Annotated in this window: 18 protein-coding genes and 17 tRNA genes; 12 read left to right on the top strand and 23 right to left on the bottom strand. The window is 45.4% G+C overall.

Annotated features, from left to right (window positions below; translation table 11 throughout):
• Positions 1-448: 448 nt before the first annotated feature.
• The 18 genes from M4S28_RS02600 to orn form a co-directional block, all read right to left on the bottom strand.
• Positions 449-524: transfer RNA gene (locus M4S28_RS02600), tRNA-Gly, on the bottom strand.
• A 77-nt stretch (positions 525-601) separates the two neighbouring features.
• A tRNA-Met gene (locus M4S28_RS02595) sits at positions 602-678 on the bottom strand.
• Positions 679-739: 61 nt separating this feature from the next.
• Positions 740-815: transfer RNA gene (locus M4S28_RS02590), tRNA-Gly, on the bottom strand.
• A gap of 77 nt (positions 816-892) precedes the next feature.
• A tRNA-Met gene (locus M4S28_RS02585) sits at positions 893-969 on the bottom strand.
• Positions 970-1,072: 103 nt separating this feature from the next.
• Positions 1,073-1,148: transfer RNA gene (locus M4S28_RS02580), tRNA-Gly, on the bottom strand.
• 78 nt (positions 1,149-1,226) lie between these two features.
• Positions 1,227-1,303 (bottom strand) — tRNA-Met (locus tag M4S28_RS02575).
• Positions 1,304-1,363: 60 nt separating this feature from the next.
• Positions 1,364-1,439: transfer RNA gene (locus M4S28_RS02570), tRNA-Gly, on the bottom strand.
• Between the two features lie 78 nt (positions 1,440-1,517).
• Positions 1,518-1,594: transfer RNA gene (locus tag M4S28_RS02565), tRNA-Met, on the bottom strand.
• Positions 1,595-1,654: 60 nt separating this feature from the next.
• A tRNA-Gly gene (locus M4S28_RS02560) sits at positions 1,655-1,730 on the bottom strand.
• 75 nt (positions 1,731-1,805) lie between these two features.
• A tRNA-Met gene (locus M4S28_RS02555) sits at positions 1,806-1,882 on the bottom strand.
• A 60-nt stretch (positions 1,883-1,942) separates the two neighbouring features.
• Positions 1,943-2,018, bottom strand: a tRNA-Gly gene (locus M4S28_RS02550).
• 76 nt (positions 2,019-2,094) lie between these two features.
• Positions 2,095-2,171, bottom strand: a tRNA-Met gene (locus tag M4S28_RS02545).
• A gap of 61 nt (positions 2,172-2,232) precedes the next feature.
• Positions 2,233-2,308 (bottom strand) — tRNA-Gly (locus tag M4S28_RS02540).
• Between the two features lie 75 nt (positions 2,309-2,383).
• Positions 2,384-2,460, bottom strand: a tRNA-Met gene (locus tag M4S28_RS02535).
• 104 nt (positions 2,461-2,564) lie between these two features.
• Positions 2,565-2,640, bottom strand: a tRNA-Gly gene (locus M4S28_RS02530).
• Positions 2,641-2,695: 55 nt separating this feature from the next.
• Positions 2,696-2,772: transfer RNA gene (locus M4S28_RS02525), tRNA-Met, on the bottom strand.
• Positions 2,773-2,832: 60 nt separating this feature from the next.
• Positions 2,833-2,908 (bottom strand) — tRNA-Gly (locus tag M4S28_RS02520).
• A 179-nt stretch (positions 2,909-3,087) separates the two neighbouring features.
• Positions 3,088-3,633 (bottom strand): oligoribonuclease, encoded by a 546-nt coding sequence (gene orn, locus M4S28_RS02515; protein ID WP_004733351.1) that lies wholly within the window; start codon positions 3,631-3,633, stop codon positions 3,088-3,090.
• A 149-nt stretch (positions 3,634-3,782) separates the two neighbouring features.
• Between orn and rsgA the strand changes: the two genes are divergently transcribed.
• The 5 genes from rsgA (at position 3,783) to M4S28_RS02490 (ending at position 10,831) form a co-directional block, all read left to right on the top strand.
• Positions 3,783-4,838 (top strand): small ribosomal subunit biogenesis GTPase RsgA, encoded by a 1,056-nt coding sequence (gene rsgA, locus M4S28_RS02510; protein ID WP_004733350.1) that lies wholly within the window; start codon positions 3,783-3,785, stop codon positions 4,836-4,838.
• Between the two features lie 125 nt (positions 4,839-4,963).
• Positions 4,964-5,881: an archaetidylserine decarboxylase gene (gene asd / locus M4S28_RS02505; RefSeq protein WP_249632265.1), complete on the top strand. Its 918-nt coding sequence runs from the start codon at positions 4,964-4,966 to the stop codon at positions 5,879-5,881.
• Positions 5,882-6,216: 335 nt separating this feature from the next.
• Positions 6,217-7,632 carry an SLC13 family permease gene (locus M4S28_RS02500; RefSeq protein ID WP_137002038.1) on the top strand — a complete coding sequence of 472 codons (1,416 nt, stop codon included), beginning with the start codon at positions 6,217-6,219 and terminating at the stop codon, positions 7,630-7,632.
• 254 nt (positions 7,633-7,886) lie between these two features.
• Entirely contained in the window at positions 7,887-9,767 is a 1,881-nt protein-coding gene (locus M4S28_RS02495; protein ID WP_249632264.1) for a methyl-accepting chemotaxis protein, read from the top strand.
• A 176-nt stretch (positions 9,768-9,943) separates the two neighbouring features.
• Positions 9,944-10,831, top strand: coding sequence for a DMT family transporter (locus M4S28_RS02490; RefSeq protein ID WP_249632263.1), 888 nt, complete (start codon positions 9,944-9,946; stop codon positions 10,829-10,831).
• 133 nt (positions 10,832-10,964) lie between these two features.
• On the opposite strand, the gene epmA is transcribed toward M4S28_RS02490, so the two are convergent.
• A complete protein-coding gene (epmA, locus tag M4S28_RS02485; protein ID WP_249632262.1) occupies positions 10,965-11,936 on the bottom strand; it encodes an elongation factor P--(R)-beta-lysine ligase in 972 nt (323 codons plus the stop codon).
• Between the two features lie 468 nt (positions 11,937-12,404).
• Here epmA and frdA point away from each other — a divergent pair, with 468 nt between their 5' ends.
• From frdA to frdD, 4 genes are read left to right on the top strand one after another with little or no spacing between them, the layout of a single operon-like run.
• Positions 12,405-14,228, top strand: coding sequence for a fumarate reductase (quinol) flavoprotein subunit (frdA, locus tag M4S28_RS02480; RefSeq protein WP_004733344.1), 1,824 nt, complete (start codon positions 12,405-12,407; stop codon positions 14,226-14,228).
• Positions 14,228-14,992, top strand: coding sequence for a succinate dehydrogenase/fumarate reductase iron-sulfur subunit (locus M4S28_RS02475; RefSeq protein ID WP_004733343.1), 765 nt, complete (start codon positions 14,228-14,230; stop codon positions 14,990-14,992). The genes frdA and M4S28_RS02475 overlap by 1 nt, the downstream gene beginning before the upstream one ends.
• Before the next feature lies 1 nt (position 14,993).
• Positions 14,994-15,377, top strand: coding sequence for a fumarate reductase subunit FrdC (frdC, locus tag M4S28_RS02470; RefSeq protein WP_017076351.1), 384 nt, complete (start codon positions 14,994-14,996; stop codon positions 15,375-15,377).
• Between the two features lie 11 nt (positions 15,378-15,388).
• Positions 15,389-15,766, top strand: coding sequence for a fumarate reductase subunit FrdD (gene frdD, locus M4S28_RS02465; protein WP_076669302.1), 378 nt, complete (start codon positions 15,389-15,391; stop codon positions 15,764-15,766).
• 364 nt (positions 15,767-16,130) lie between these two features.
• Here frdD and efp read toward each other — a convergent pair whose 3' ends face one another.
• Entirely contained in the window at positions 16,131-16,697 is a 567-nt protein-coding gene (efp, locus tag M4S28_RS02460; RefSeq protein WP_004733338.1) for an elongation factor P, read from the bottom strand.
• A 33-nt stretch (positions 16,698-16,730) separates the two neighbouring features.
• Here efp and epmB point away from each other — a divergent pair, with 33 nt between their 5' ends.
• From epmB to M4S28_RS02445, 3 genes are all read left to right on the top strand, one after another.
• Positions 16,731-17,753, top strand: a complete 1,023-nt coding sequence (gene epmB, locus M4S28_RS02455) for an EF-P beta-lysylation protein EpmB (RefSeq protein ID WP_249632261.1) — start codon at positions 16,731-16,733, stop codon at positions 17,751-17,753.
• Between the two features lie 13 nt (positions 17,754-17,766).
• The gene (locus tag M4S28_RS02450; protein WP_249632260.1) at positions 17,767-18,285 is read left to right on the top strand and encodes a prepilin-type N-terminal cleavage/methylation domain-containing protein; all 519 of its coding nucleotides are present in this window, start codon (positions 17,767-17,769) and stop codon (positions 18,283-18,285) included.
• A 105-nt stretch (positions 18,286-18,390) separates the two neighbouring features.
• The gene (locus M4S28_RS02445; RefSeq protein ID WP_004733333.1) at positions 18,391-18,879 is read left to right on the top strand and encodes an MgtC/SapB family protein; all 489 of its coding nucleotides are present in this window, start codon (positions 18,391-18,393) and stop codon (positions 18,877-18,879) included.
• A gap of 65 nt (positions 18,880-18,944) precedes the next feature.
• Here the strand turns inward: M4S28_RS02445 and M4S28_RS02440 are convergent, their stop codons facing one another.
• The 3 genes from M4S28_RS02440 to M4S28_RS02430 form a co-directional block, all read right to left on the bottom strand.
• Complete coding sequence (locus M4S28_RS02440; RefSeq protein ID WP_249632259.1) at positions 18,945-20,423, bottom strand: sensor domain-containing diguanylate cyclase; 1,479 nt, start codon at positions 20,421-20,423, stop codon at positions 18,945-18,947.
• Positions 20,424-20,663: 240 nt separating this feature from the next.
• Positions 20,664-21,221: a VC2662 family protein gene (locus M4S28_RS02435; protein ID WP_054542846.1), complete on the bottom strand. Its 558-nt coding sequence runs from the start codon at positions 21,219-21,221 to the stop codon at positions 20,664-20,666.
• Between the two features lie 242 nt (positions 21,222-21,463).
• Positions 21,464-21,739 carry a four helix bundle protein gene (locus tag M4S28_RS02430; RefSeq protein WP_249632258.1) on the bottom strand — a complete coding sequence of 92 codons (276 nt, stop codon included), beginning with the start codon at positions 21,737-21,739 and terminating at the stop codon, positions 21,464-21,466.
• Positions 21,740-21,795 lie beyond the last annotated feature (56 nt).

Raw genomic sequence — 21,795 nt, 5'->3', positions numbered from 1 at the left:
TTAAGATCAAAAAACAACAAGTTAACGATCTTTTATCAAATTCAAGATAAACACTCAAACTGATAAAAAACAACAAGTTACGATCGCCACAATTCAGCTAATATATTGAAAACAAGAAAGATCTTTTGGGGGTATGTAAAGAATTAAGTCTGAAATAACTTTATCAACCAAGTTATCCACACCTAACATTTTGTGGATAAGTCTGTTTATAGATGTGAAAAACCTCAAGTATCTGCTTCAGAGACCTGATGTTTACTAGCATTCCAGTTGCTAAGAAAAATTTAAGACAAAAAAATATCCACCATGATGGAGGATTATTTGCTTTTTGGGGGGATTATGCTTCGCAGCATTAAAGAAAGAGCGTGACCTTTAAGGTCCTCTTTAAACTCTGTGATCTAAAGAAAAACACGGTGGCTTAAAGAATCTTAATAGCTTTTTAGAAGAAAGCTGGAGCGATACATCGGGTTCGAACCGATGACCTCAACCTTGGCAAGGTTGCGCTCTACCAACTGAGCTAGTATCGCATTAGTTAACCGTTAATACTGTCTGCTAAGAAGCTAAGTGCTTACTGCAAAGCAGTGACCAACGTGTAACTGTAATGTGGTTGCGGGAGCCGGATTTGAACCGACGACCTTCGGGTTATGAGCCCGACGAGCTACCAAACTGCTCCATCCCGCGTCCGGATGCATTATTTGAGTTAATGACTCTATATTTCCAACATCAATCCTAAGAAAGAATTTGGAGCGATACATCGGGTTCGAACCGATGACCTCAACCTTGGCAAGGTTGCGCTCTACCAACTGAGCTAGTATCGCATAAGCTAACCGTTCATCTTTTCTGCTAAGAAGCTAAGTTCTTACTGCAAGAAAGTAATCAACGTGTAACTGTAATGTGGTTGCGGGAGCCGGATTTGAACCGACGACCTTCGGGTTATGAGCCCGACGAGCTACCAAACTGCTCCATCCCGCGTCCGGATGTTTCTCTTTTCGCATCATTACCGTTTAAGACAATGAGACTAAACCATTTTCATTCTGAGTACTTTCTCTAGGAGATGACTTCTAAGAACTGAATTTGGAGCGATACATCGGGTTCGAACCGATGACCTCAACCTTGGCAAGGTTGCGCTCTACCAACTGAGCTAGTATCGCATAAGCTAACCGTTCATCTTTTCTGCTAAGAAGCTAAGTTCTTACTGCAAGTAAAGTAATCAACGTTCAACTGTAATGTGGTTGCGGGAGCCGGATTTGAACCGACGACCTTCGGGTTATGAGCCCGACGAGCTACCAAACTGCTCCATCCCGCGTCCGGATGCATTGTTTAAGTCAATGAGTCTATTTCCCAACATCAATCCTAAGAAAGAAATTGGAGCGATACATCGGGTTCGAACCGATGACCTCAACCTTGGCAAGGTTGCGCTCTACCAACTGAGCTAGTATCGCATAAGCTAACCGTTCATCTTTTCTGCTAAGAAGCTAAGTTCTTACTGCAAGTAAAGTAATCAACGTTCAACTGTAATGTGGTTGCGGGAGCCGGATTTGAACCGACGACCTTCGGGTTATGAGCCCGACGAGCTACCAAACTGCTCCATCCCGCGTCCGGATGCATTGTTTAAGTCAATGAGTCTATTTCCCAACATCAATCCTAAGAAAGAAATTGGAGCGATACATCGGGTTCGAACCGATGACCTCAACCTTGGCAAGGTTGCGCTCTACCAGCTGAGCTAGTATCGCTTAGTTAACCGTTAAACTTGTCTGCTAGAAGCTAAGTGCTTACTGCAAAGAAGCTATCAACGTTTAGCTGTAATGTGGTTGCGGGAGCCGGATTTGAACCGACGACCTTCGGGTTATGAGCCCGACGAGCTACCAAACTGCTCCATCCCGCGTCCGGATGCATTGTTTAAGTCAATGAGTCTATTTCCCAACATCAATCCTAAGAAAGAAATTGGAGCGATACATCGGGTTCGAACCGATGACCTCAACCTTGGCAAGGTTGCGCTCTACCAGCTGAGCTAGTATCGCTTAGTTAACCGTTAATCCTGTCTGCTAAGAAGCTAAGTGCTTACTGCAAAGAAGTGATCAACGTTTAGCTGTAATGTGGTTGCGGGAGCCGGATTTGAACCGACGACCTTCGGGTTATGAGCCCGACGAGCTACCAAACTGCTCCATCCCGCGTCCGGATGCATTATTTGAGTTAATGACTCTATATTCCCAATATCATTCCTAAGAAAGAAATTGGAGCGATACATCGGGTTCGAACCGATGACCTCAACCTTGGCAAGGTTGCGCTCTACCAGCTGAGCTAGTATCGCTTAGTTAACCGTTAAACTTATCTGCTAGAAACTAAGTTCTTACTGCAAAGAAGCTACCAACGTTTAGCTGTAATGTGGTTGCGGGAGCCGGATTTGAACCGACGACCTTCGGGTTATGAGCCCGACGAGCTACCAAACTGCTCCATCCCGCGTCCGGATGTTTCTCTTTTCGCATCATTACCGTTTAAGGACAATGAGACTAAACCATTTTCATTCTGAGCACATTCTCAAAGAGACAGCTTCTAAGAATAGAATTTGGAGCGATACATCGGGTTCGAACCGATGACCTCAACCTTGGCAAGGTTGCGCTCTACCAACTGAGCTAGTATCGCATTAGCTAATCGCTGCTCTTACTGCCTTGGCAATAAATGGCGCTTAACTGTAATGTGGTTGCGGGAGCCGGATTTGAACCGACGACCTTCGGGTTATGAGCCCGACGAGCTACCAAACTGCTCCATCCCGCGTCCGGATGCATTGTTTAAGTCAATGAGTCTATTTCCCAACATCAATCCTAAGAAAGAAATTGGAGCGATACATCGGGTTCGAACCGATGACCTCAACCTTGGCAAGGTTGCGCTCTACCAACTGAGCTAGTATCGCAATCTGAAACGTCTTTCGTCGTTCAGGGCTGCGAATTATAAGAGCATTTTTTTGTGATGCAAGTCCTTAATGCAAAATTACGAAAGTTTTTACTCAACTGCTGTAAAAGCACGCAGATTTGCAAAAAAATCAGCTCTTATGTCCCTGAAAAGTTAGATAAACGTGATCATTTGATCTGATTAGATGTTAATAATCGTTTTTCGGTAGTACTGCAGTTCAGCGATCGACTCACGAATATCATCCAATGCAAGGTGACTTCCCGACTTTGAAAAACCATCGAGTACTTCGGGTTTCCAACGACGAGTCAGCTCTTTCAGGGTACTTACATCGACATAACGGTAATGGAAGTACTCTTCCAGCTCTGGCATGTGTTTGTATAAGAAACGGCGATCTTGGCCAATGCTGTTACCACAAATCGGTGATTTGCCTTTTGGTACCCACTTCTCAAGAAACTCAATCGTTTGTTGAATAGCCTCTTGCTCTGAAACCGTGCTTTCTTGAATTCGTTTCACTAGGCCGCTGCCGGTGTGGGTGGTTGTACACCACTCGTCCATCTTGTCCAATTCACTCTGAGGTTGGTGAATAGCCAAAACAGGTCCTTCAGCCAGGATGTTAAGCTCACTATCAGTAACGATAGTAGCAATTTCAATGATTTTATGAGTTTCAGGATCAAGTCCTGTCATCTCTAGATCAACCCAAATAAGGTTCTGATCGCTAAAGGACATAAGGCGTCGCCTATTTGTTTATGTATAAAAGAGGTACTATACCCAAATAACTATACTCAAACTAGCTTTAGGGCCATCGAAATCAATGGTACCAACTACATTCCGTTTGAGTCCTCAATCATCAAGTTAGATGTGTTAAGTGAAAAATTGTGGCTAAAAAAAAGAAGTTAACCAAAGGTCAAGTGCGTCGTGTACGTAGCAACCAGAACAAGCGACTCAAGAAAGAAGATTCTATCCAGTGGGATGAGAACATGCTTGGCGGAACAAAAAGCGGACTCGTAATTACGCGCTTTGGCCAACATGCCGATATCGAAGATCTTGAAACCAACGAAGTTCACCGTTGTAACTTACGCCGCAGTATTGAAACGTTAGTTTCTGGAGACAAAGTCATTTGGCGCGCAGGGCTTGAATCAATGGCCGGCATCTCTGGTGTTGTAGAAGCCGTTGAGCCAAGAACGTCAATGCTAACTCGCCCTGATTACTATGACGGCCTAAAACCGGTTGCCGCAAACGTAGACCAAATGGTTATCGTTTCAGCTGTACTGCCGGAGCTATCACTTAATATCATCGACCGTTACTTGATCGCCTCTGAAACGGTGAATATTGCCCCTTTAGTTGTGCTCAATAAAGTCGACTTGCTGACAGAACAACAAATTAGCGAATACCGCGAAACGCTGAAAATATACGAGAAAATCGGCTATAAAGTCATGTTCGTCAGTAAAGAGTCGGGTTACGGCATCAAAGAGTTGGAAGCCGAACTGAAAGATCGTATCAACATTTTCGTTGGTCAATCTGGCGTAGGTAAATCCAGCGTCGTCAATGCACTCATGCCAACATTAGACATTGAAGAAGGCGCGGTTTCTGAAAACTCAGGACTGGGTCAACACACGACGACTGCAGCGCGTTTGTATCACTTCCCTTCTGGTGGTGATCTTATCGATTCCCCAGGGGTACGTGAATTCGGCCTATGGCATTTAGAACCCGATGAAGTCACTGATGCTTTCATTGAATTCAAGCCATACCTAGGTGGTTGTAAATTCCGTGACTGTAAACACAATGACGATCCTGGATGCCTGCTACGTGAAGCCGTTGAAGACGGTAAAATTAGCCGCTTACGTTTTGCTAGCTACCATCGCATTATTGAAACAATGGCTGACAACAAAGATAACCGTCAGTACTCACGAAGCAAGAAAGCCGATCTCTAATCGCGTTTTTGTGAACAAATGTGTGCATTTACTGACAATTGGCGCGAATTTAAGTAACATCTCGCGCCCTAAACCGTCATCGACAGATTTAATTGAAAAACAATTAGCATTGGAAAATTAATACAATGGATAAGATTAAAGTTGGATTGCAGTACTGGATCCCACAGCATGGGCTAACTCGCCTAGTCGGTAAACTGGCATCTGCTAAAGCGGGTGGCTTAACGACAGCGATCATCAACTGGTTCATCAAGCAATACAAAGTAAACATGGATGAAGCTCAGCATAGCGATCCAAAACACTTTAAAACATTCAATGAATTCTTCGTACGTGAATTGAAAGAAGGCATGCGCCCTATCGCAGAAGGTGACTCTGTTATTGTTCACCCTGCTGATGCACGTGTAAGTCAGTTTGGCCCAATTACTGACGGTCAACTGATTCAAGCTAAAAACCATAACTACTCAGCTCGTGAGCTATTGGGTGGTGATGCTGCTCTAGCGGATGAATTTAAAGACGGCGAATTCGCAACGCTTTACTTGTCGCCAAGTGATTACCATCGCGTGCACATGCCATGTGACGGCACACTGCGTCAGATGATCTACGTTCCGGGTGACCTTTTCTCTGTAAACCCGTTAACGGCAGAGAACGTTCCAAACCTATTCGCACGTAACGAGCGTGTGGTTTGTATCTTTGATACTGAGTTTGGCGCAATGGCACAAGTGCTGGTTGGCGCAACTATCGTTGGCAGCATCGAGCAAGTATGGGCTGGTACCATTACTCCACCTCGTGGTAACTCAGTTTACAAATGGGATTACCCTGCACAAGGTGATACAGCCGTCGTCTTGAAGAAAGGCGAAGAGATGGGCCGCTTTAAGCTTGGTTCAACGGTTATCAACCTGTTCGCTAAAGACGCAATCAAGTTTGACGAAACGATGCAAAATGGTGAGAAAACCGTTCTAGGCACCCCTTTCGCACATATTGCGGGCAAAGACGCTGAAGTAAATGAAGAGACTGCTGAAACTGTTGAGAACACAGACCAAGCATAACTTCCTGAGTTAACCTGTCGATATTACTTGTCGATGCAAGTTCACTCATAGGCATATTAAAGGCGCGTTACTTTTTCTATTTCTATATCAGAGAAGAACGCGCCTTTTTCTTATCTAGTTCGAGACATTTCCCTTCAAGGTTTCAACAAATCTAACTACCGATAACCTTATTCTCAACGAGCAGTACGTCGAATTACCCCATAAAAAGATTGACCAAAAACAAAACAATTGTCGAAACCTTAAACAACTTTCCGATTTTACAACCCGTCTCCAAGTACCAAAAATCCAGATAACTTACTCTATTTGAAGATATTTTATTCATAGGGTCTTTGTACATGCCTAAACTCAATGTTGGCGTTCTGGTCAAGCTGTTGATTTGTTTTGCGATTCCCTTAGGCGTGTTATTCATGCCGATAGATTCAATACCAATCGATGATCTCACGCTGATTCAACATCGCTTGTTGGCAATATTCTTGTTGGCCGCTCTACTGTGGGTGCTTGAACCTGTTCCGGTATTCGCCACTTCCATTTTGATCATTGCGCTTGAACTGGTGATGATTTCCGACAAAGGCTTACACCTATTTAGAAATCCACCAGCGGGACACGATCTCGGTGAGTTAATCAAATATACCGACATATTCGGTGCATTTTCATCACCAATCATCATCCTCTTCATGGGTGGTTTCGCTCTCGCAATATCGGCATCTAAGTACGAACTCGACAACAACTTAGCGCGAGTATTGCTCAAACCATTTGGTACAGAACCGCGCTTCATTATGCTCGGCTTAATGCTGATCACCGCCGTGTTCTCAATGTTCATGTCAAATACCGCAACAACGGTAATGATGCTCGCACTGCTAGGTCCAATCGTGGCGTCAGCACCAAAAGGTGACATGGGGATCAAGGCGTTAGTGTTGTGTATTCCAATTGCTGCTAACACCGGTGGTATCGCGACACCAATCGGTACACCGCCCAATGCCATCGCACTGCAATACCTGACGGGTGAGAACAGTATCGACTTCCTAAGCTGGATGATGATGGGCTTGCCCTTCGTAATCATTCAACTGACCATCGCTTGGTTCCTTCTTCAGAAATTTTTTCCGTCCAAGGAAAGAAACATGGTGCTCAAGCTTGATGGGCAATTTAGAAAAAGCTGGCGTGCGATTGTGGTTTACGTCACCTTCGCCGCCACCATCCTATTGTGGATGACCACCAAACTGCACGGCATGAACACTTATGTGGTCTCGATTATTCCATTGGCGGTGTTCACTCTCACCGGCATCATGGGCAAAGAAGAGCTCAAGCTGATTAACTGGGATGTATTGTGGCTAGTAGCCGGTGGTATTGCGATTGGTATAGGACTAGATAAAACAGGCTTAGCCGTGGCACTCGCACACGCGATTGATTATGAGTCGCTCTCACCAACGGCGGTAGTGCTAACGTTATCAATCGTATGTTGGTTAATGGCGAACTTCATGTCAAACACCGCAACGGCCAACTTACTGATGCCGATCGCCGCTGCGATTGGTGCATCAATGGAAAGCTTGGTTGCGATAGGAGGCCTGCAAGGACTACTGGTTGTGGTCGCCTTCTCTGCATCGCTAGGTATGATTTTACCCGTATCGACACCACCAAACTCGTTGGCCTACTCGACCGGGCTTATCGAAAGTAAAGACATGGCGAAGATGGGTATCATCTTAGGGATCGTCGGCTTGCTGATGGTCTACCTCGCACTGTTTATTATCACCTAGCACGTTAACTTTTCACTACAACCCTCCAGATAGCAATCGTGATTTCGCTATCTGGAGGGTTTAGCAGTTTTTAATCGATAGATAATTGTGATTCTACTTCACGGTTTATTAAAAATAACGATAAGTCATTTTAAATTTTTGATTTTAAACACATTTACTAACATCAAGACAACGGCACTATACACGCATCAGAGACACACCAATTCACCATCAAGTACGTAATTAGGTTTTTGTCTAATAGAGAGGAATAGACCTTGAGACATACCATTAAGTTTAAAATTCAGATCGCGATTGCGGTCATTATCGCCGTCGTGAGTGGCGCTCAAGCCTGGATATCAGTTAATCAGCTCACTCAAGAAACCGAGGTCGCGATTAACCAAGAAATGAAAAATGTCAGTGTTGGCACCACCAATTACATTGCCGATTGGCTCTCAATCCGCAGTGATATGATGCTTGCCAATGAATCGACTATTTCAAGTAGTAGCAACTCTGATCGCGAGTTATTGATCACCAAGCAAGCCGGACAATTCTTGTCTGTTTATGCAGGGTTCAGCGATGGCACGATCGCTTATGGCGACAAAGGTGAAGATTGGCCAGCAGGCTATGACCCGCGCACTCGCCCTTGGTATAAAGATGCCAACGCAACATCAGACCTCATCATTACCGAACCTTATCAGGACTTTGACGGCAGCATTGTCATCAGCTTTGCGAAAGCATTCAGTGGCGATAGACAAGGTGTTCTCGCGGCCGATCTAACCGTAACCAGCATTATCGATACGGTTCTCAATGTAAAACTGGATAACGATGGCTTTGCGTTTTTAGTCGACGGCAATAACAACATTGTGGCCTACAGTGATGAAGAACTGAGTCAAAAACCACTGACCAGTTTGAATCCAGAACTAACAACCAACAAGGTATCACAACTGCTTCAAGACCAAATGATCACCACTCTCACTTGGCCGGGTCAAGGCGATAAGCTGGTCTATATTGCCAATGTCCCGAATACTGATTGGTCGTTAGGTATCGTTATCGATAAAGACATGGCGTTTTCTGCAGTATCCGATGCCATTCAATTCATCACGCTGACCTCTTTGGTTTTATACATCATCATTTCAATTGCGAGCACAATGGTGATCAACCGCCTACTGTCTCCATTACAAACCTTGTCTGAAGCCTTAACTCAGCTCGCTCAAGGCAGAGGCGATCTCACTCAGCGCATTGATATCACACGTATGGATGAGATTGGCAAACTTGCCGAGCTTGTGAACCAGTTCTTAAGCCAGATGCAAAGCATGTTGAAGGGCGTAATAGAGCACAGCCATGATCTCAACAACCATGCAGAGAAAGCCAACCAACTGGCGACCCAATCTTCGATTAGTGTTGAGAATCAACAAAACGACATCAACCAAATTGCGACTGCGATTCATGAAATGTCGGCTACCGCAGCCGAAGTGGCTAGCCATGCCGAATTAACGGCATCCGCTTCTCAGGCATCCGCCACCGCTTGTAACGAAGGCCAAGAGGTCATCCAACAAAACCGTGATGCGATTACTGGCTTGGCGACTCAAGTTGAAGATGCCGCCAATGTGATTCGTGAATTAGAGAGCAATGCTCAAAGCATCAACCAGATCCTCTCCACCATTCAAGGCATTGCCGAACAGACCAACCTGTTGGCATTGAATGCGGCGATTGAAGCCGCTCGAGCGGGTGAACAAGGTCGTGGGTTTGCCGTTGTGGCTGATGAGGTCCGAGTGCTAAGTCAGAGAACGCATGGGTCAACGGAAGAGATCCGCGTGATGATTGATACGCTACAGAAGAATACCGAACATGCCGTTCAAAGCATGACCACCAGCACTCAACTGGCCGAAAACAGTGTTGGCTTCGCCGAGCAAGCCCATGGCAGCCTGACTAAAATCACGCAAGCAATCACGGAAATCAACGACATGGCGCTGCAAATAGCCAGTGCTGCAGAAGAGCAACGCGCGGTAAGCGAGGACATCAGCCGTAATACGCAAGGAATCAAAGACGCCTCTGACGATCTAGCACAACAAGCGGAAAGCAGCCGCAATAGCTCAAATGAAATGAGCAGCGCTGCAGAGTCAATGCGCCAAGACGTAGAGCGCTTTAAGGTATAGCGCTTTGAGGTATAGCGCGCCTCAAGCAAAGTAAGTTGAACCACACCAGCAAGCGACAGCTGACATAAACTAATAACTGAAACAAAGTCGTTCTTTCATAAGAATCACTTTGTTCTCAGTTCGGTTTGATGCATATTGATGAGCTAATTTATCCCAGACACAAGGATGTTATTCAGATGGGATTCGAATGGTTAGCTCTAGCTGCCGCTTTTCTTTGGGCGATTGCGAGCCTAATGTCAGTAAAGCCTGCTCAACACTTAGGATCTTTTGCCTATAGTCGTTGGCGAATGGGTTGTACCGCGATCATCTTATCGAGCATGGCTTGGTTTACCGGTGGGTGGGCAAGTGTCGAAGCCGACCTAGTCACACCGATGATGCTATCTGGCCTAATTGGCATCTTCATTGGTGATACCGCCCTATTTGCCTGTTTGAACCGCATGGGACCGCGCCAAGCGGGTTTGCTGTTCTCTTGTCATGCCGTGTTCTCGGCGATTCTCGGTTACTTCCTGTTTAGCGAAAGCATGACTTCAGTAGAGCTGATTGGCTCGGCATTGGTGTTTAGCGGTGTGTTAACCGCGATATTTTTTGGTCGTCGTGGACAAGCGAACAACCAACTCGAAACCATTAAGGGCACGGTGTGGATTGGTGTTGCGTTGGGAATCACCGCCGCGATCTGCCAAGCATTGGGTGGCATTATTGCCAAACCCGTGATGCAAACTAGCATTGACCCAATAGCAGCCTCTGCCATTCGAATGATCACCGCCTTTGTGGCTCACTCACTGTTTCGTTTAACAGGCGCCAAGCTTTCGCGCGCGATCAATCCAATGAATAAACAGATATTCGCAATTACTGCGGTTAATGGCTTTTTAGCGATGGCTGTAGGAATGACGCTGATCTTGTACGCGTTGCAGGAAGGCAATGTCGGTATGGTCGCACTGTTATCTTCAACCACGCCCATCATGTTGTTACCAATACTCTGGCTTTACACCAAGCAGAGACCAAATGCCTACGCTTGGATAGGTGCCATTGTTGCCGTAGTGGGCACTGGTATTCTGGTTAGCTAGTGGCACCGGTATTTTGGTCAGATAGAGCACAGGTATTCTGGTTAGCTAGCGAAGCGGATTGAAAGCTGAGAGTTAATAGTTAACCGTTACTAGCTAAGGACTATTGACTCTCAGTAAAAACAAAAGCAAAAAGTTAAGAACGTGGGAAAGGAAAAGCCGTCACGTCATCGATGTGGTCGTAGCCGAGCGCCAGCATGATCAGCCTGTCGATACCTAAAGCAACACCGGCACAGTCTGGTAAGCCCGCTTTTAATGCCTCAATCAAGTGATGGTCAATCGGTTGAGGCGATAAGCCCATCTCAATACGTTTGGCATTATCACCTTCAAAGCGCTGAAGTTGTTCTTGTGGTTTATCGAGTTCATGGAAGCCGTTTGCCAATTCAATCCCTTTGAAGTACACCTCAAAGCGCTCAGCCACTCGTGGATCATTCGGGTTAATCTTGGCTAACGCCGCTTGTGATGCTGGGAAGTCATAAACAAACGCAGGTACTTGTTGCCCTATCTTAGCTTCAACCCCAATACTAAACAGCAGCTGCAACAAGGTGTCACGATCGTCTTCTGGATCTGCAATGTCGCTGAGCCCTAGTTTCGCTGCAGCTTGCTTTAGCGTATCCATCGAATCTTCCAGTGGACACACACCCAACACATCAATAAAGGCTTGTTGGTAAGTCATTCGCTGTGCTGAGCCTGATTTAAGTACCTGCTGTAACAACAGATCCATTTCATCCATCAAGTCATGATGATCAAAACCAACACGATACCACTCCAACATAGTGAACTCAGGGTTGTGATAACGGCCATTTTCTTCGTTACGGAAAGACTTACAAATTTGGTAGATACAGCCACTGCCCGCTGCTAACAGTCGTTTCATATGAAACTCTGGGCTCGTCATAAAGAACAGTGGCTGGCCGTGCGCATAACCCGGCCCTACGAATTCAGTTTTGAACGTATGCAAATGCACATCCGTCACCGTGGCGTGACTCATCGCAGGCGTATCCACTTCCATCACGTTTCGTTCTGTAAAGAACTGGCGAATTTGATTAAGGATATCAGCACGTTGCTTTAACTGCTTAATGGTTGCGGCCGGTTGCCATGTAGAGTGCATTATTAAGTTCCATATCACTGAATTCTAGGCGACGAAAATTACCACCTTTCGTCTCTTTTGTAAGCTTCTATCTGTCTATTGATGAAAGCAAAATGTTGTTTTAATGAAGCCAGAAAATTACGTTCTACAATACAATTATCAATACAGCTTCCACATCAACATTGATAACGAAAATCATACTCAACAAGCCGTTAACACCAGTCCTGTGGGTTAATCGTTATCAACAATTCATTGCCGTGATTGCAGTCACATAACCTATAATTTCTATGCCTCCATATGCATTACCGACCTAAAAACCCAAATACATCAACTTTTCAAATACCTTCCTCTCGTACACTGAACCTACCACTTAAGGCTTAGGGGTGATGATCGGTTGATGCCGTTTACGTACTATTAATTAGTAAGTGCCACCAATAAGCTTTTTTATAATAACAAGCGGAATACTCCGCATCACACTGGAGAATAACTGTGAAGACAATTACCACAGATATCGCAGTCATCGGCGCAGGCGGCGCTGGTCTTCGTACAGCTATCGCTGCGGCTGAAGCTAATCCTGAATTGGAAGTAGCACTGATTTCTAAAGTTTACCCAATGCGTTCGCACACGGTAGCGGCAGAAGGCGGTTCAGCAGCAGTAATTAAAGACGAAGATAGTCTAGATAACCACTTCAACGATACTGTTGGCGGTGGCGACTGGCTATGTGAACAGGATGTTGTTGAATACTTTGTTGAAAACTCGACTCGCGAAATGATCCAAATGGAACAATGGGGCTGCCCATGGAGTCGTAAAGAAAACGGTGAAGTAAACGTACGCCGATTCGGCGGTATGAAAGTAGAAAGAACGTGGTTCGCAGCGGATAAAACCGGCTTCCACATGCTTCATACTCTGTTCCAGACTTCGATGAAGTACGACACAATCAAACGATTTGATGAGTACTTTGTGGTGGATTTGATCGTTGAAGATGGCGAAGTACAAGGCCTAATCGCGATTCATATGTCTGAAGGTGAGCTTGTTACGATCAAAGCGAAATCTGTTGTATTAGCAACGGGTGGCGCAGGTCGTGTTTACCACTGCAATACCAACGGCGGCATCGTAACTGGCGACGGTATGGCAATGGCTTATCGCCACGGTGTTCCACTGCGTGATATGGAGTTCGTTCAATACCACCCAACAGGCCTACCGGGTACTGGCATCTTGATGACCGAAGGTTGTCGTGGTGAAGGCGGTATCATCGTCAACAAGAACGGCTACCGTTACCTGCAAGATTACGGCATGGGCCCTGAAACTCCAGTGGGCGAGCCGAAAAACAAATACATGGAACTGGGTCCTCGTGACAAAGTTTCTCAAGCATTCTGGCACGAGCAACAGAAAGGCAACACTATCAAGCACCCGCTTGGTGATGTCGTACACCTTGACCTTCGCCACCTTGGTGAAGAGTACCTGCAAGAGCGTCTTCCGTTCATCTGTGAGCTTGCAAAAGCGTACGTAAACGTAGACCCAGCAAAAGAGCCAATCCCAATTCGCCCTACCGTTCACTACACCATGGGTGGTATTGAAACTAACGGTACGTGTGAGACTCGCATTAAAGGCCTATTCGCCGTTGGTGAATGTGCTTCAGTTGGCCTACACGGTGCAAACCGCCTAGGTTCTAACTCTCTGGCTGAGTTCGTCGTATTTGGCCGCGTAGCCGGTGAACAAGCCGTGAAACGTGCAGCTGAATTCAAAGGCTGGAATGAAGAAGCCATCACTAAGCAAATTAAAGCGGTTGAAGATCGCATCGCAGGTATCTTAGCTCAAGAAGGCGATGAGAACTGGGCTGATATCCGTACTGAAATGGGTCACACCATGGAAGCGGGTTGTGGTATCTACCGTCAAGAAGACTTGATGCAAGAAACCATCGACAAAATCACTGAACTGAAAGCGCGCTACAAGAAGATCAGCATTAAAGACAAAGGCAAAGTGTTCAACACTGACCTACTTTACGCTATCGAAGTGGGCTACGGTCTTGAAGTTGCTGAAGCAATGGTTCACTCAGCGATCCTTCGTAAAGAGTCTCGCGGTGCACACCAACGTCTAGACGACAACTGCACAGAACGTGATGACGTGAACTTCCTGAAACACTCTCTGTCTTTCTACAACGAAGATGCAGCACCAACTATCGACTACAGCGGCGTTAAGATTACTAAATCTCAACCTAAAGCTCGTCTATACGGTGAAGCAGCCGAGAAAGCCGCTGCTGCTGAAAAAGCGGCAGAAGAGAATGCTAAGAAGAGCGAAGAGGAGCAAGCATAATGTCAGCGAATCGAATCCAAAAAATTGAAATCCTGCGTTATGACCCTGAGCACGATGCAGAACCTCACTTTCAAACCTTTGAAGTTCCGTTTGATGAAACCATGTCAGTACTTGATGCGATTGGTTACATCAAAGATAACCTAGATAAAGACCTGTCTTACCGTTGGTCTTGTCGTATGGCGATTTGTGGTTCTTGCGGCATCATGGTTGATGGCGTGCCAAAACTGGCATGTAAAAGCTTCTTACGTGACTACCCGAATGGCTTCAAGATTGAGCCTTTGGCTAACTTCCCAATCGAGAAAGATTTGATTGTCGACATGACGCCGTTCATCGAGCGCCTTGAAGCAATCAAGCCTTACATCATTGGTAACGACCGCAAGCCAGAAGACGGCACTAACATCCAAACTCCAGAGCAAATGGCGAAGTACAAACAGTTCGCTGGCTGCATCAACTGTGGTTTGTGTTACGCAGCGTGTCCTCAGTTTGGTCTAAACCCTGAGTTCATCGGCCCTGCAGCACTTGCTCTTGCTCACCGCTACAACCTAGATAGCCGTGACAATGGTAAGGCTGAACGTATGAAGCTTATCAATGGCGACAATGGCGCTTGGGGCTGTACGTTTGTAGGTTACTGTTCTGACGTATGTCCGAAGAAAGTAGACCCAGCAGCGGCAGTAAACCAAGGTAAAGTTGAGTCTTCAATGGACTTCGTTATCTCGATGTTCAAACCTGATGGCGAGCCGGTTAAAGCGACGGAGGAAGCGTAATATGAGCAATCGTAAACCTTATGTTCGTGAAATGAAGAGAACGTGGTGGAGCAACCATCCGTTCTACCGTTTCTACATGCTACGTGAAGCGACTGTACTGCCTTTGATTCTATTCACTCTGTTCCTAACCTTCGGTTTGGGTTCGCTAGTGAAAGGTCCTGAAGCGTGGGAAGGTTGGTTAAGCTTTATGGCTAACCCTATCGTTATCGGTATTAATATCGTGGCACTGCTAGGCAGCTTACTGCACGCTCAGACCTTCTTCAGCATGATGCCTCAAGTAATGCCAATCCGTCTTAAAGGCAAATTGGTAGATAAAAGAATCATCGTACTGACCCAGTGGGCAGCGGTGGCATTTATTTCTTTAATCGTTCTTATGGTGGTGTAAGGAGCTTCGTTATGAACACAAATTACAATGTTAACCACAATCCGAAACGCTCTGATGAACCAATCTGGTGGGGCCTATTCGGCGCTGGCGGTACTTGGTTCGCGATGATCACACCAATCACGATTCTAGTGCTGGGTATCTTAGTGCCGATGGGCATTATCGATACGGATGCAATGAGCTACGAACGTGTCTCTGAGTTCGCCACCAGCATTATCGGTGCGCTATTCATCATCGGTACACTAGCACTACCAATGTGGCACGCAATGCACCGTCTTCACCACGGCATGCACGACCTTAAGTTCCACGTCGGCGTTGCAGGTAAAGTTGGCTGCTACTTCGTTGCAGGCCTAATCAGCGCGCTATCTGTTATCTTCATCTTCATGATTTAAGAGCAGATACGAGATTCGAGTAAACGAGATGCGAAGAGCTTAAAAGCAGATGCGGGATTCGAGTAAACGAGATTCGAAGAGCTTAAAAGCAGATGCGGGATTCGGGTAAACGAGATTCGAAGAGCTTAAAAGCAGAAAAGCGAAAGCAGAGCTAGGTTATCCAGCTCTGCTTTTTTATTGCTTGTCGAATCTCTTACCCTCTAACTCGCTCTTGCTCTTCAAGCTCTTCGCATCCCGCATCTCGATTACTCGCATCTGCCCTTCTGCTCTTCTGCTTTCCTGATCGCCAGATACAAAAAAGGCCGCTCATAAGCGACCTTTTCTATTTCACTGAGCCACCCTAAACAAGATGGGCACAATCAAACTATTTTACACGACCAACGTATTCGCCAGTACGAGTATCAACTTTAACAACTTCACCGATAGCGATGAATAGAGGTACACGAACGACCGCGCCTGTTGCTAGAGTTGCAGGTTTACCACCCGTACCCTGTGTATCGCCTTTCAGGCCAGGATCAGTTTCAGTTACTGGGATCTCAACAAAGTTTGGCGGAGTAACAGTGATAGGGTTATCATTCCACAACGTTAGAGTACAAACGTCATTTTCAACTAACCATTTTGCTGAATCAGCGACTGCTTTTACGTCTGCTGCGATTTGCTCAAATGTTTCGTTGTTCATGAAGTGGTAGAATTCGCCATCGTTGTATAGGTAGCCTAATTCAACGTCAACAACATCTGCAAGCTCAAAGCTTTCGCCTGACTTGAATGTTTTCTCTAACACTTTGCCTGACAGCAGTTTACGAAGTTTTACACGGTTAAACGCTTGGCCTTTACCTGGCTTAACGTATTCATTGTCGATAATTGCGCAAGGCTCATTATCTAACATGAATTTTAAACCGCCTTTGAATTCATTGGTGCTTACTGACGCCATGATTTTCTCTTCCACATCTTTGAGTTAATTTCAATGCCGCATATCATAACCCGAAAAGTCGAATCTGTTGAGCAAAACTGGCTCAAACAACTATCGAATGCGATCTCTGACCCGACAAAACTGCTTCAAGCATTGGAAATAGACCCAACACCGTGGCAAAAAGGATTCGCAGCACGTGAGTTGTTTTCACTTCGAGTTCCTCTTAGCTTTGTTGAGCGAATGGAAAAAGGCAACCCACACGACCCTCTATTGCGTCAGGTGTTACCACTCAACGAAGAATTCGAGGTTCATCAAGGCTATTCAGCCGATCCACTAGAAGAGCAAGAAAATGCGATTCCAGGACTGCTGCATAAATACAAGAACCGCGCATTGATGATTGTAAAAGGGGGCTGTGCCATAAACTGCCGCTACTGCTTCCGTCGTCATTTCCCTTACCAAGACAACAAGGGCTCGAAGTCTGTGTGGCAAACTAGCCTCGACTATGTGGCCGCTCATCCAGAGATCAACGAGGTTATCTTATCCGGTGGTGACCCTTTGATGGCCAAAGACAGCGAACTCGAATGGCTGATCCATGCCATCGAACAGATTCCGCATGTAAAAACCGTTCGAATTCATAGCCGATTACCGGTTGTAATCCCTGCTCGAGTGACAGATGAACTGTGCCAATTATTAGCTCAAACTCGCCTCAATGTGGTGATGGTCAGTCATATCAATCACGCCAATGAAATCAATTTAGAACTCAAACAAGCTTTCCATAAGTTGAAGCTAACTGGGGCGACTCTGCTTAATCAGGGTGTAATGCTAAAAGGCGTTAACAATAGCGCTAACTCTTTGAAAGAATTAAGCGAAAAGCTATTCGATGCCGGTGTTTTACCTTACTATATGCATGTACTTGATAAAGTTCAGGGCGCCGCTCACTTCTATATCTCCGATGAAGAAGCAAAAATGCACTTTAAGGGTTTGATCTCTGAGGTTTCTGGCTACCTAGTGCCTAAGTTAACTCGCGAGATTGGCGGCCGCAGCAGCAAGACGCCACTCGACTTACATATTGAATAAAGAAGTTACCAAAATGAAGACGCATCCGAACAATAACTGGTCCTCTAACCGAGGCTTTACCATGATCGAATTGGTCATCGTAATTGTTATTTTAGGCATTATTTCAGTGACTGCGGCGTCGAAATTTCTCAATCTACAGAGTGATGCTCGAATTTCAGCCCTTCAAGGTTTGAGAGGCGGTATGCAAAGTGCTGCTGACATGGTTTACCCGATTGCAATTCAGCAAGGTTTAGAAAAGTTAAGCGCTGCTAAAATTACAATCGAAGGTGACAACATAGAACTTGCATATGGGTACCCAGCGGCAGACTCAGCAAATGCTTGGAGTCTGTTGATTGAAAGTACTTTCGCAGATTCCATATTTAATGCGAATGATCCTGCTGAATGGTATTTCCATAATACTTCTAAAGAAATACCATGGATTCGTTTCATGACCAAAAGTAAGAAGAAATCTTCGGAAGACTGCTTCTTACTGTACAACGAAGCAACCTCTTCTTCTGCGCCTAGCTTTGAATTAACGACAAGCGGCTGCTAGCTTTTAAGTCACCTCTATCAGTCGTTAAGACAAAAATTTTTTGTTCGATCGTCCGGTCTATTATTAGCATACTCGGCTCTATTCTAAATTTTTAGGAGGGGTGATATGTCACAATTTATAGAACAAACTCTCAACCTTGCCCCCTTTAGCTGGGCAGGCCTCGCAGCATGCATGTTATGTGGTTCTTTAATCGGAATCGAAAGGCAAACACGCGGTAAACCCGTCGGAATCCGAACGTCGATTCTGATCATCAGTGGTACCTACTTCTTCCTCACCATGGCGATTAGCCTATCTCCTAACACGCTCGATCAGGCCCGTGTGCTTGGTCAGATAATTACGGGTGTTGGATTCCTTGGTGCAGGGGTCATGATGACATTGGATGGCAAGATTCATGGCGTGACTTCAGCTGCGATTATCTGGGTACTCGCTGCATTAGGGATGATGATTGCCTTAGGGCACCTTTCTCAGTCTGTCATCATCACGCTAATGGCGCTGGTTATCCTGCTTGGTGTCGATAAAGTGGAAAACAGCTTCCAGAGCCTGCGTCGTGGTGTGCATCAGAAGTGGATGAGAAAAGGCCGCGTGAAGAAGTAACCTCAACCTGAGACAGACATTAAAAAGGCCTAGTCACACGACTAGGCCTTTGTGTATCCAACTAATTAATACACCTGAATACACACCTGGTTCTTACCTGCAGCCTTGGCCTTATAGAGCTGCTCATCCGACGAACGAATACTCTGGTTTTCCCACAAGTGCCCGACACTGTCGAACTTATACAGAGAGTAGAGCGTCGCGCCACCAGACACTGAGATATTCACCTTGTCACCCGTAGGACATCGATAACTTTGCAGGCTAATATCGTTTTTAATTCGCTCAAAGATCGACGAAAGCAACTCAGAAGATTCACCAGTGATCGCGACAACAAACTCTTCGCCACCAAACCGCGCCACGATATCTTGCTGCCTAACGCTGTTCAGCATCAACTGAGCAACATGGCAAATCACCTCGTCCCCCGTTTTGTGGCCATACTGATCATTAACCACTTTAAAATCATCGATATCAAACACACCAACACCAATAATCGGCTGTTCATCCTGAGCCAGTAATCGAGCTTCAAAGCCACGTCGATTCAGTAAGCCCGTTAATGGATCGCGCATTGCTAGGTCATTCAAACGCTGGTGTTCTTGTCTTGTATAAAAACGCCATAGCCATAAAACCGAGAGCAAATACAAAACCAACAATATCGAAAGCTGAATCTTCTCCATCGCCAATACATGCAGAAAGTGCTCGATCTTATCTTCTTCAATACTCAGATATAACTGGGTGTTAATGTCATCAACATACAGAGGCTTGGAGTAGGTAAAGTCCATAAAACCGTACTTGTTTGCGCCTCGAGTACTGGTGACTTTATAACCATGGGTAGGGTTCGATACGAGGTTAGAGACATAGCCATCGACACCCAATACCCCTTTGAACTCACCATCAACATATATCCCTTTGGTCAGGGTCACTACTTTTTTACCCGTCAGATAGTCATCATATTGGCCGGTATACACTACCTGATCTTGCCCCTGAGCTAAGCCAAAGCGAATCGTATTGATCCAATATGGTCGGCTATTTACGACAGAGTCAAACTTATCGCCTTTCATATATTGGGCAATATCGGAGGGGGAAGAGATAATAAACTTCTCTTTCGAAATGAAGTAGATCGCAGAGATGGTCTCTATGGTATTGGCAAAATAAGCCATGGTCGGCGCGATAAACAGGCGCTTCCCCGCCTCGGTATAAAGATCCGATTTCGGGTCGCACATCTCACGAGGGCCAGAGAACATAAAGTCAAAGCGAGGGGCATGCTGCTCTTCACTGGTGAAATAGCACGTTTCATCTTCGATCTTTTTCTCATGCGAGAATACGTAGGTGTCACCATGCAGTGGGTAGAGCGCAGTGATGTTGTACTCAAGCGCATTAATGACCTGTGTGAGCTCCGCTAAAGAGCGTGTCACGCCTTGGTTTTCGATTCCATACTGTTTATCTGATTCTTCCGCTGAATCAACGAGCAACAAGCTCAAAACTACTAAAAAACTGGCGGTTAGACTTAAAAAAGCCTTTTTAAAATCGACGGTATGGGGATTAATCAAAGCATATAAATCATCGTTGGGAATTTATCGCACATTGTACTTATAAGTAAAAATACTGCAATAGCAAATATAAAACAGAATGCTTATTGAGTCATTTGAGATATGTGAGTTAGGAATGGAATGGAAAGCAATGACGCCTAAGCTCAAGGGCTTAGGCGTTAATAGGTTTAAACATTGAAAGCTTTAAGCCTTACTAAAAAAAGCAACTCGCCAATAGGGAGTTGAAAGGCTCACTACAATTTACTTAGCAAAGTTCACAATCGGGAAGCACGGGAAGAAACCGTTATCAGCACAGTTGATCAGACCAATCTGTACGCCTTCGATTTTGTTGGTTTTGTTGAAGATACCAACCTGAACCGTCGACACTTCTGAAAGGTTCGCCGCACCAACATCAACCATAGTGTTGCCTTCAGAGTAGTTGACGAAGCTCACGTTCGCGCCTTTCACATCATTAGTGATGTTCACTGCACCTAGGTTAAGACCCGTTGTTTTACCGGTATTCCAGTTGAAGAAACCAAGCGATGCACCTGTCATTTCTTGGTTCACTTTTGATGCACCGAAGATACCCAGGTTCACACCCGTCGTGGTTTGTGTTTCTGACATACCCACAACCGCAAGATCGACACCTTTAAGGTCGTTTACTTGTCCGTGAAGCAAAGCCAAACGTACACCACCAACCGCATCTGAATCCGGAGCATTGAAGCCGTTGATCGTTGAAAACATAACAGGCGAAGAAGCAAATGCTGCCGGTGCCATTACTGCTGCAGACACAGCAAGTACTGAAAGTAATTTTTTCATTGGGGAGTCTCCACTGACTTATTGTTGACTTGATTAATCCATTTTCAATCAAGCATTTATTATCCTTTATTCAACAGCTATCCATGTTAGATCAATGTCATAACTGTACTGTTGAATATAAGACGCTAAATCATAAAGAGCAATGGTTAAGAGCAGATACGGGATGCGAGTAAACGAGATGAGAAAAGCAAAGAGCAGAAGTAAAAGCAGATGCGGGATTCGAGTGGCGAAAGCGAAGTGGTTTACTGTTCTAGTGACTTGATTAAAGCTCCTAACATGCGTGAGATTTGAAGTGCTTCCGATTGCCATTGCTCACCAACGTTCTTGGAAATAAACCCAACTTCAGAGCCTATATCAGCTTGAGTTGCAAATTCACCTATAGACCCCTTAGCGATAGCGAAGAAATGCCGACGTTCTTTGAGAGACTTTCGTTCACAACCTTCAGCTATATTACTAGGTACAGATAAAGCACTGCGAGTAATCTGGTCTTTGAAACCAAAGTCTCTACACATAGACATTCCCCGATAAACATTTATCGATAATTGCCGGCTTCGTTGCCAAACATCAAGTTTTC

The organism is Vibrio sp. J383 (assembly GCF_023503985.1).
GTDB classification, from domain to species: Bacteria; Pseudomonadota; Gammaproteobacteria; order Enterobacterales; family Vibrionaceae; genus Vibrio; species Vibrio splendidus.
This window is presented reverse-complemented; position numbering and strand designations above follow the sequence as displayed.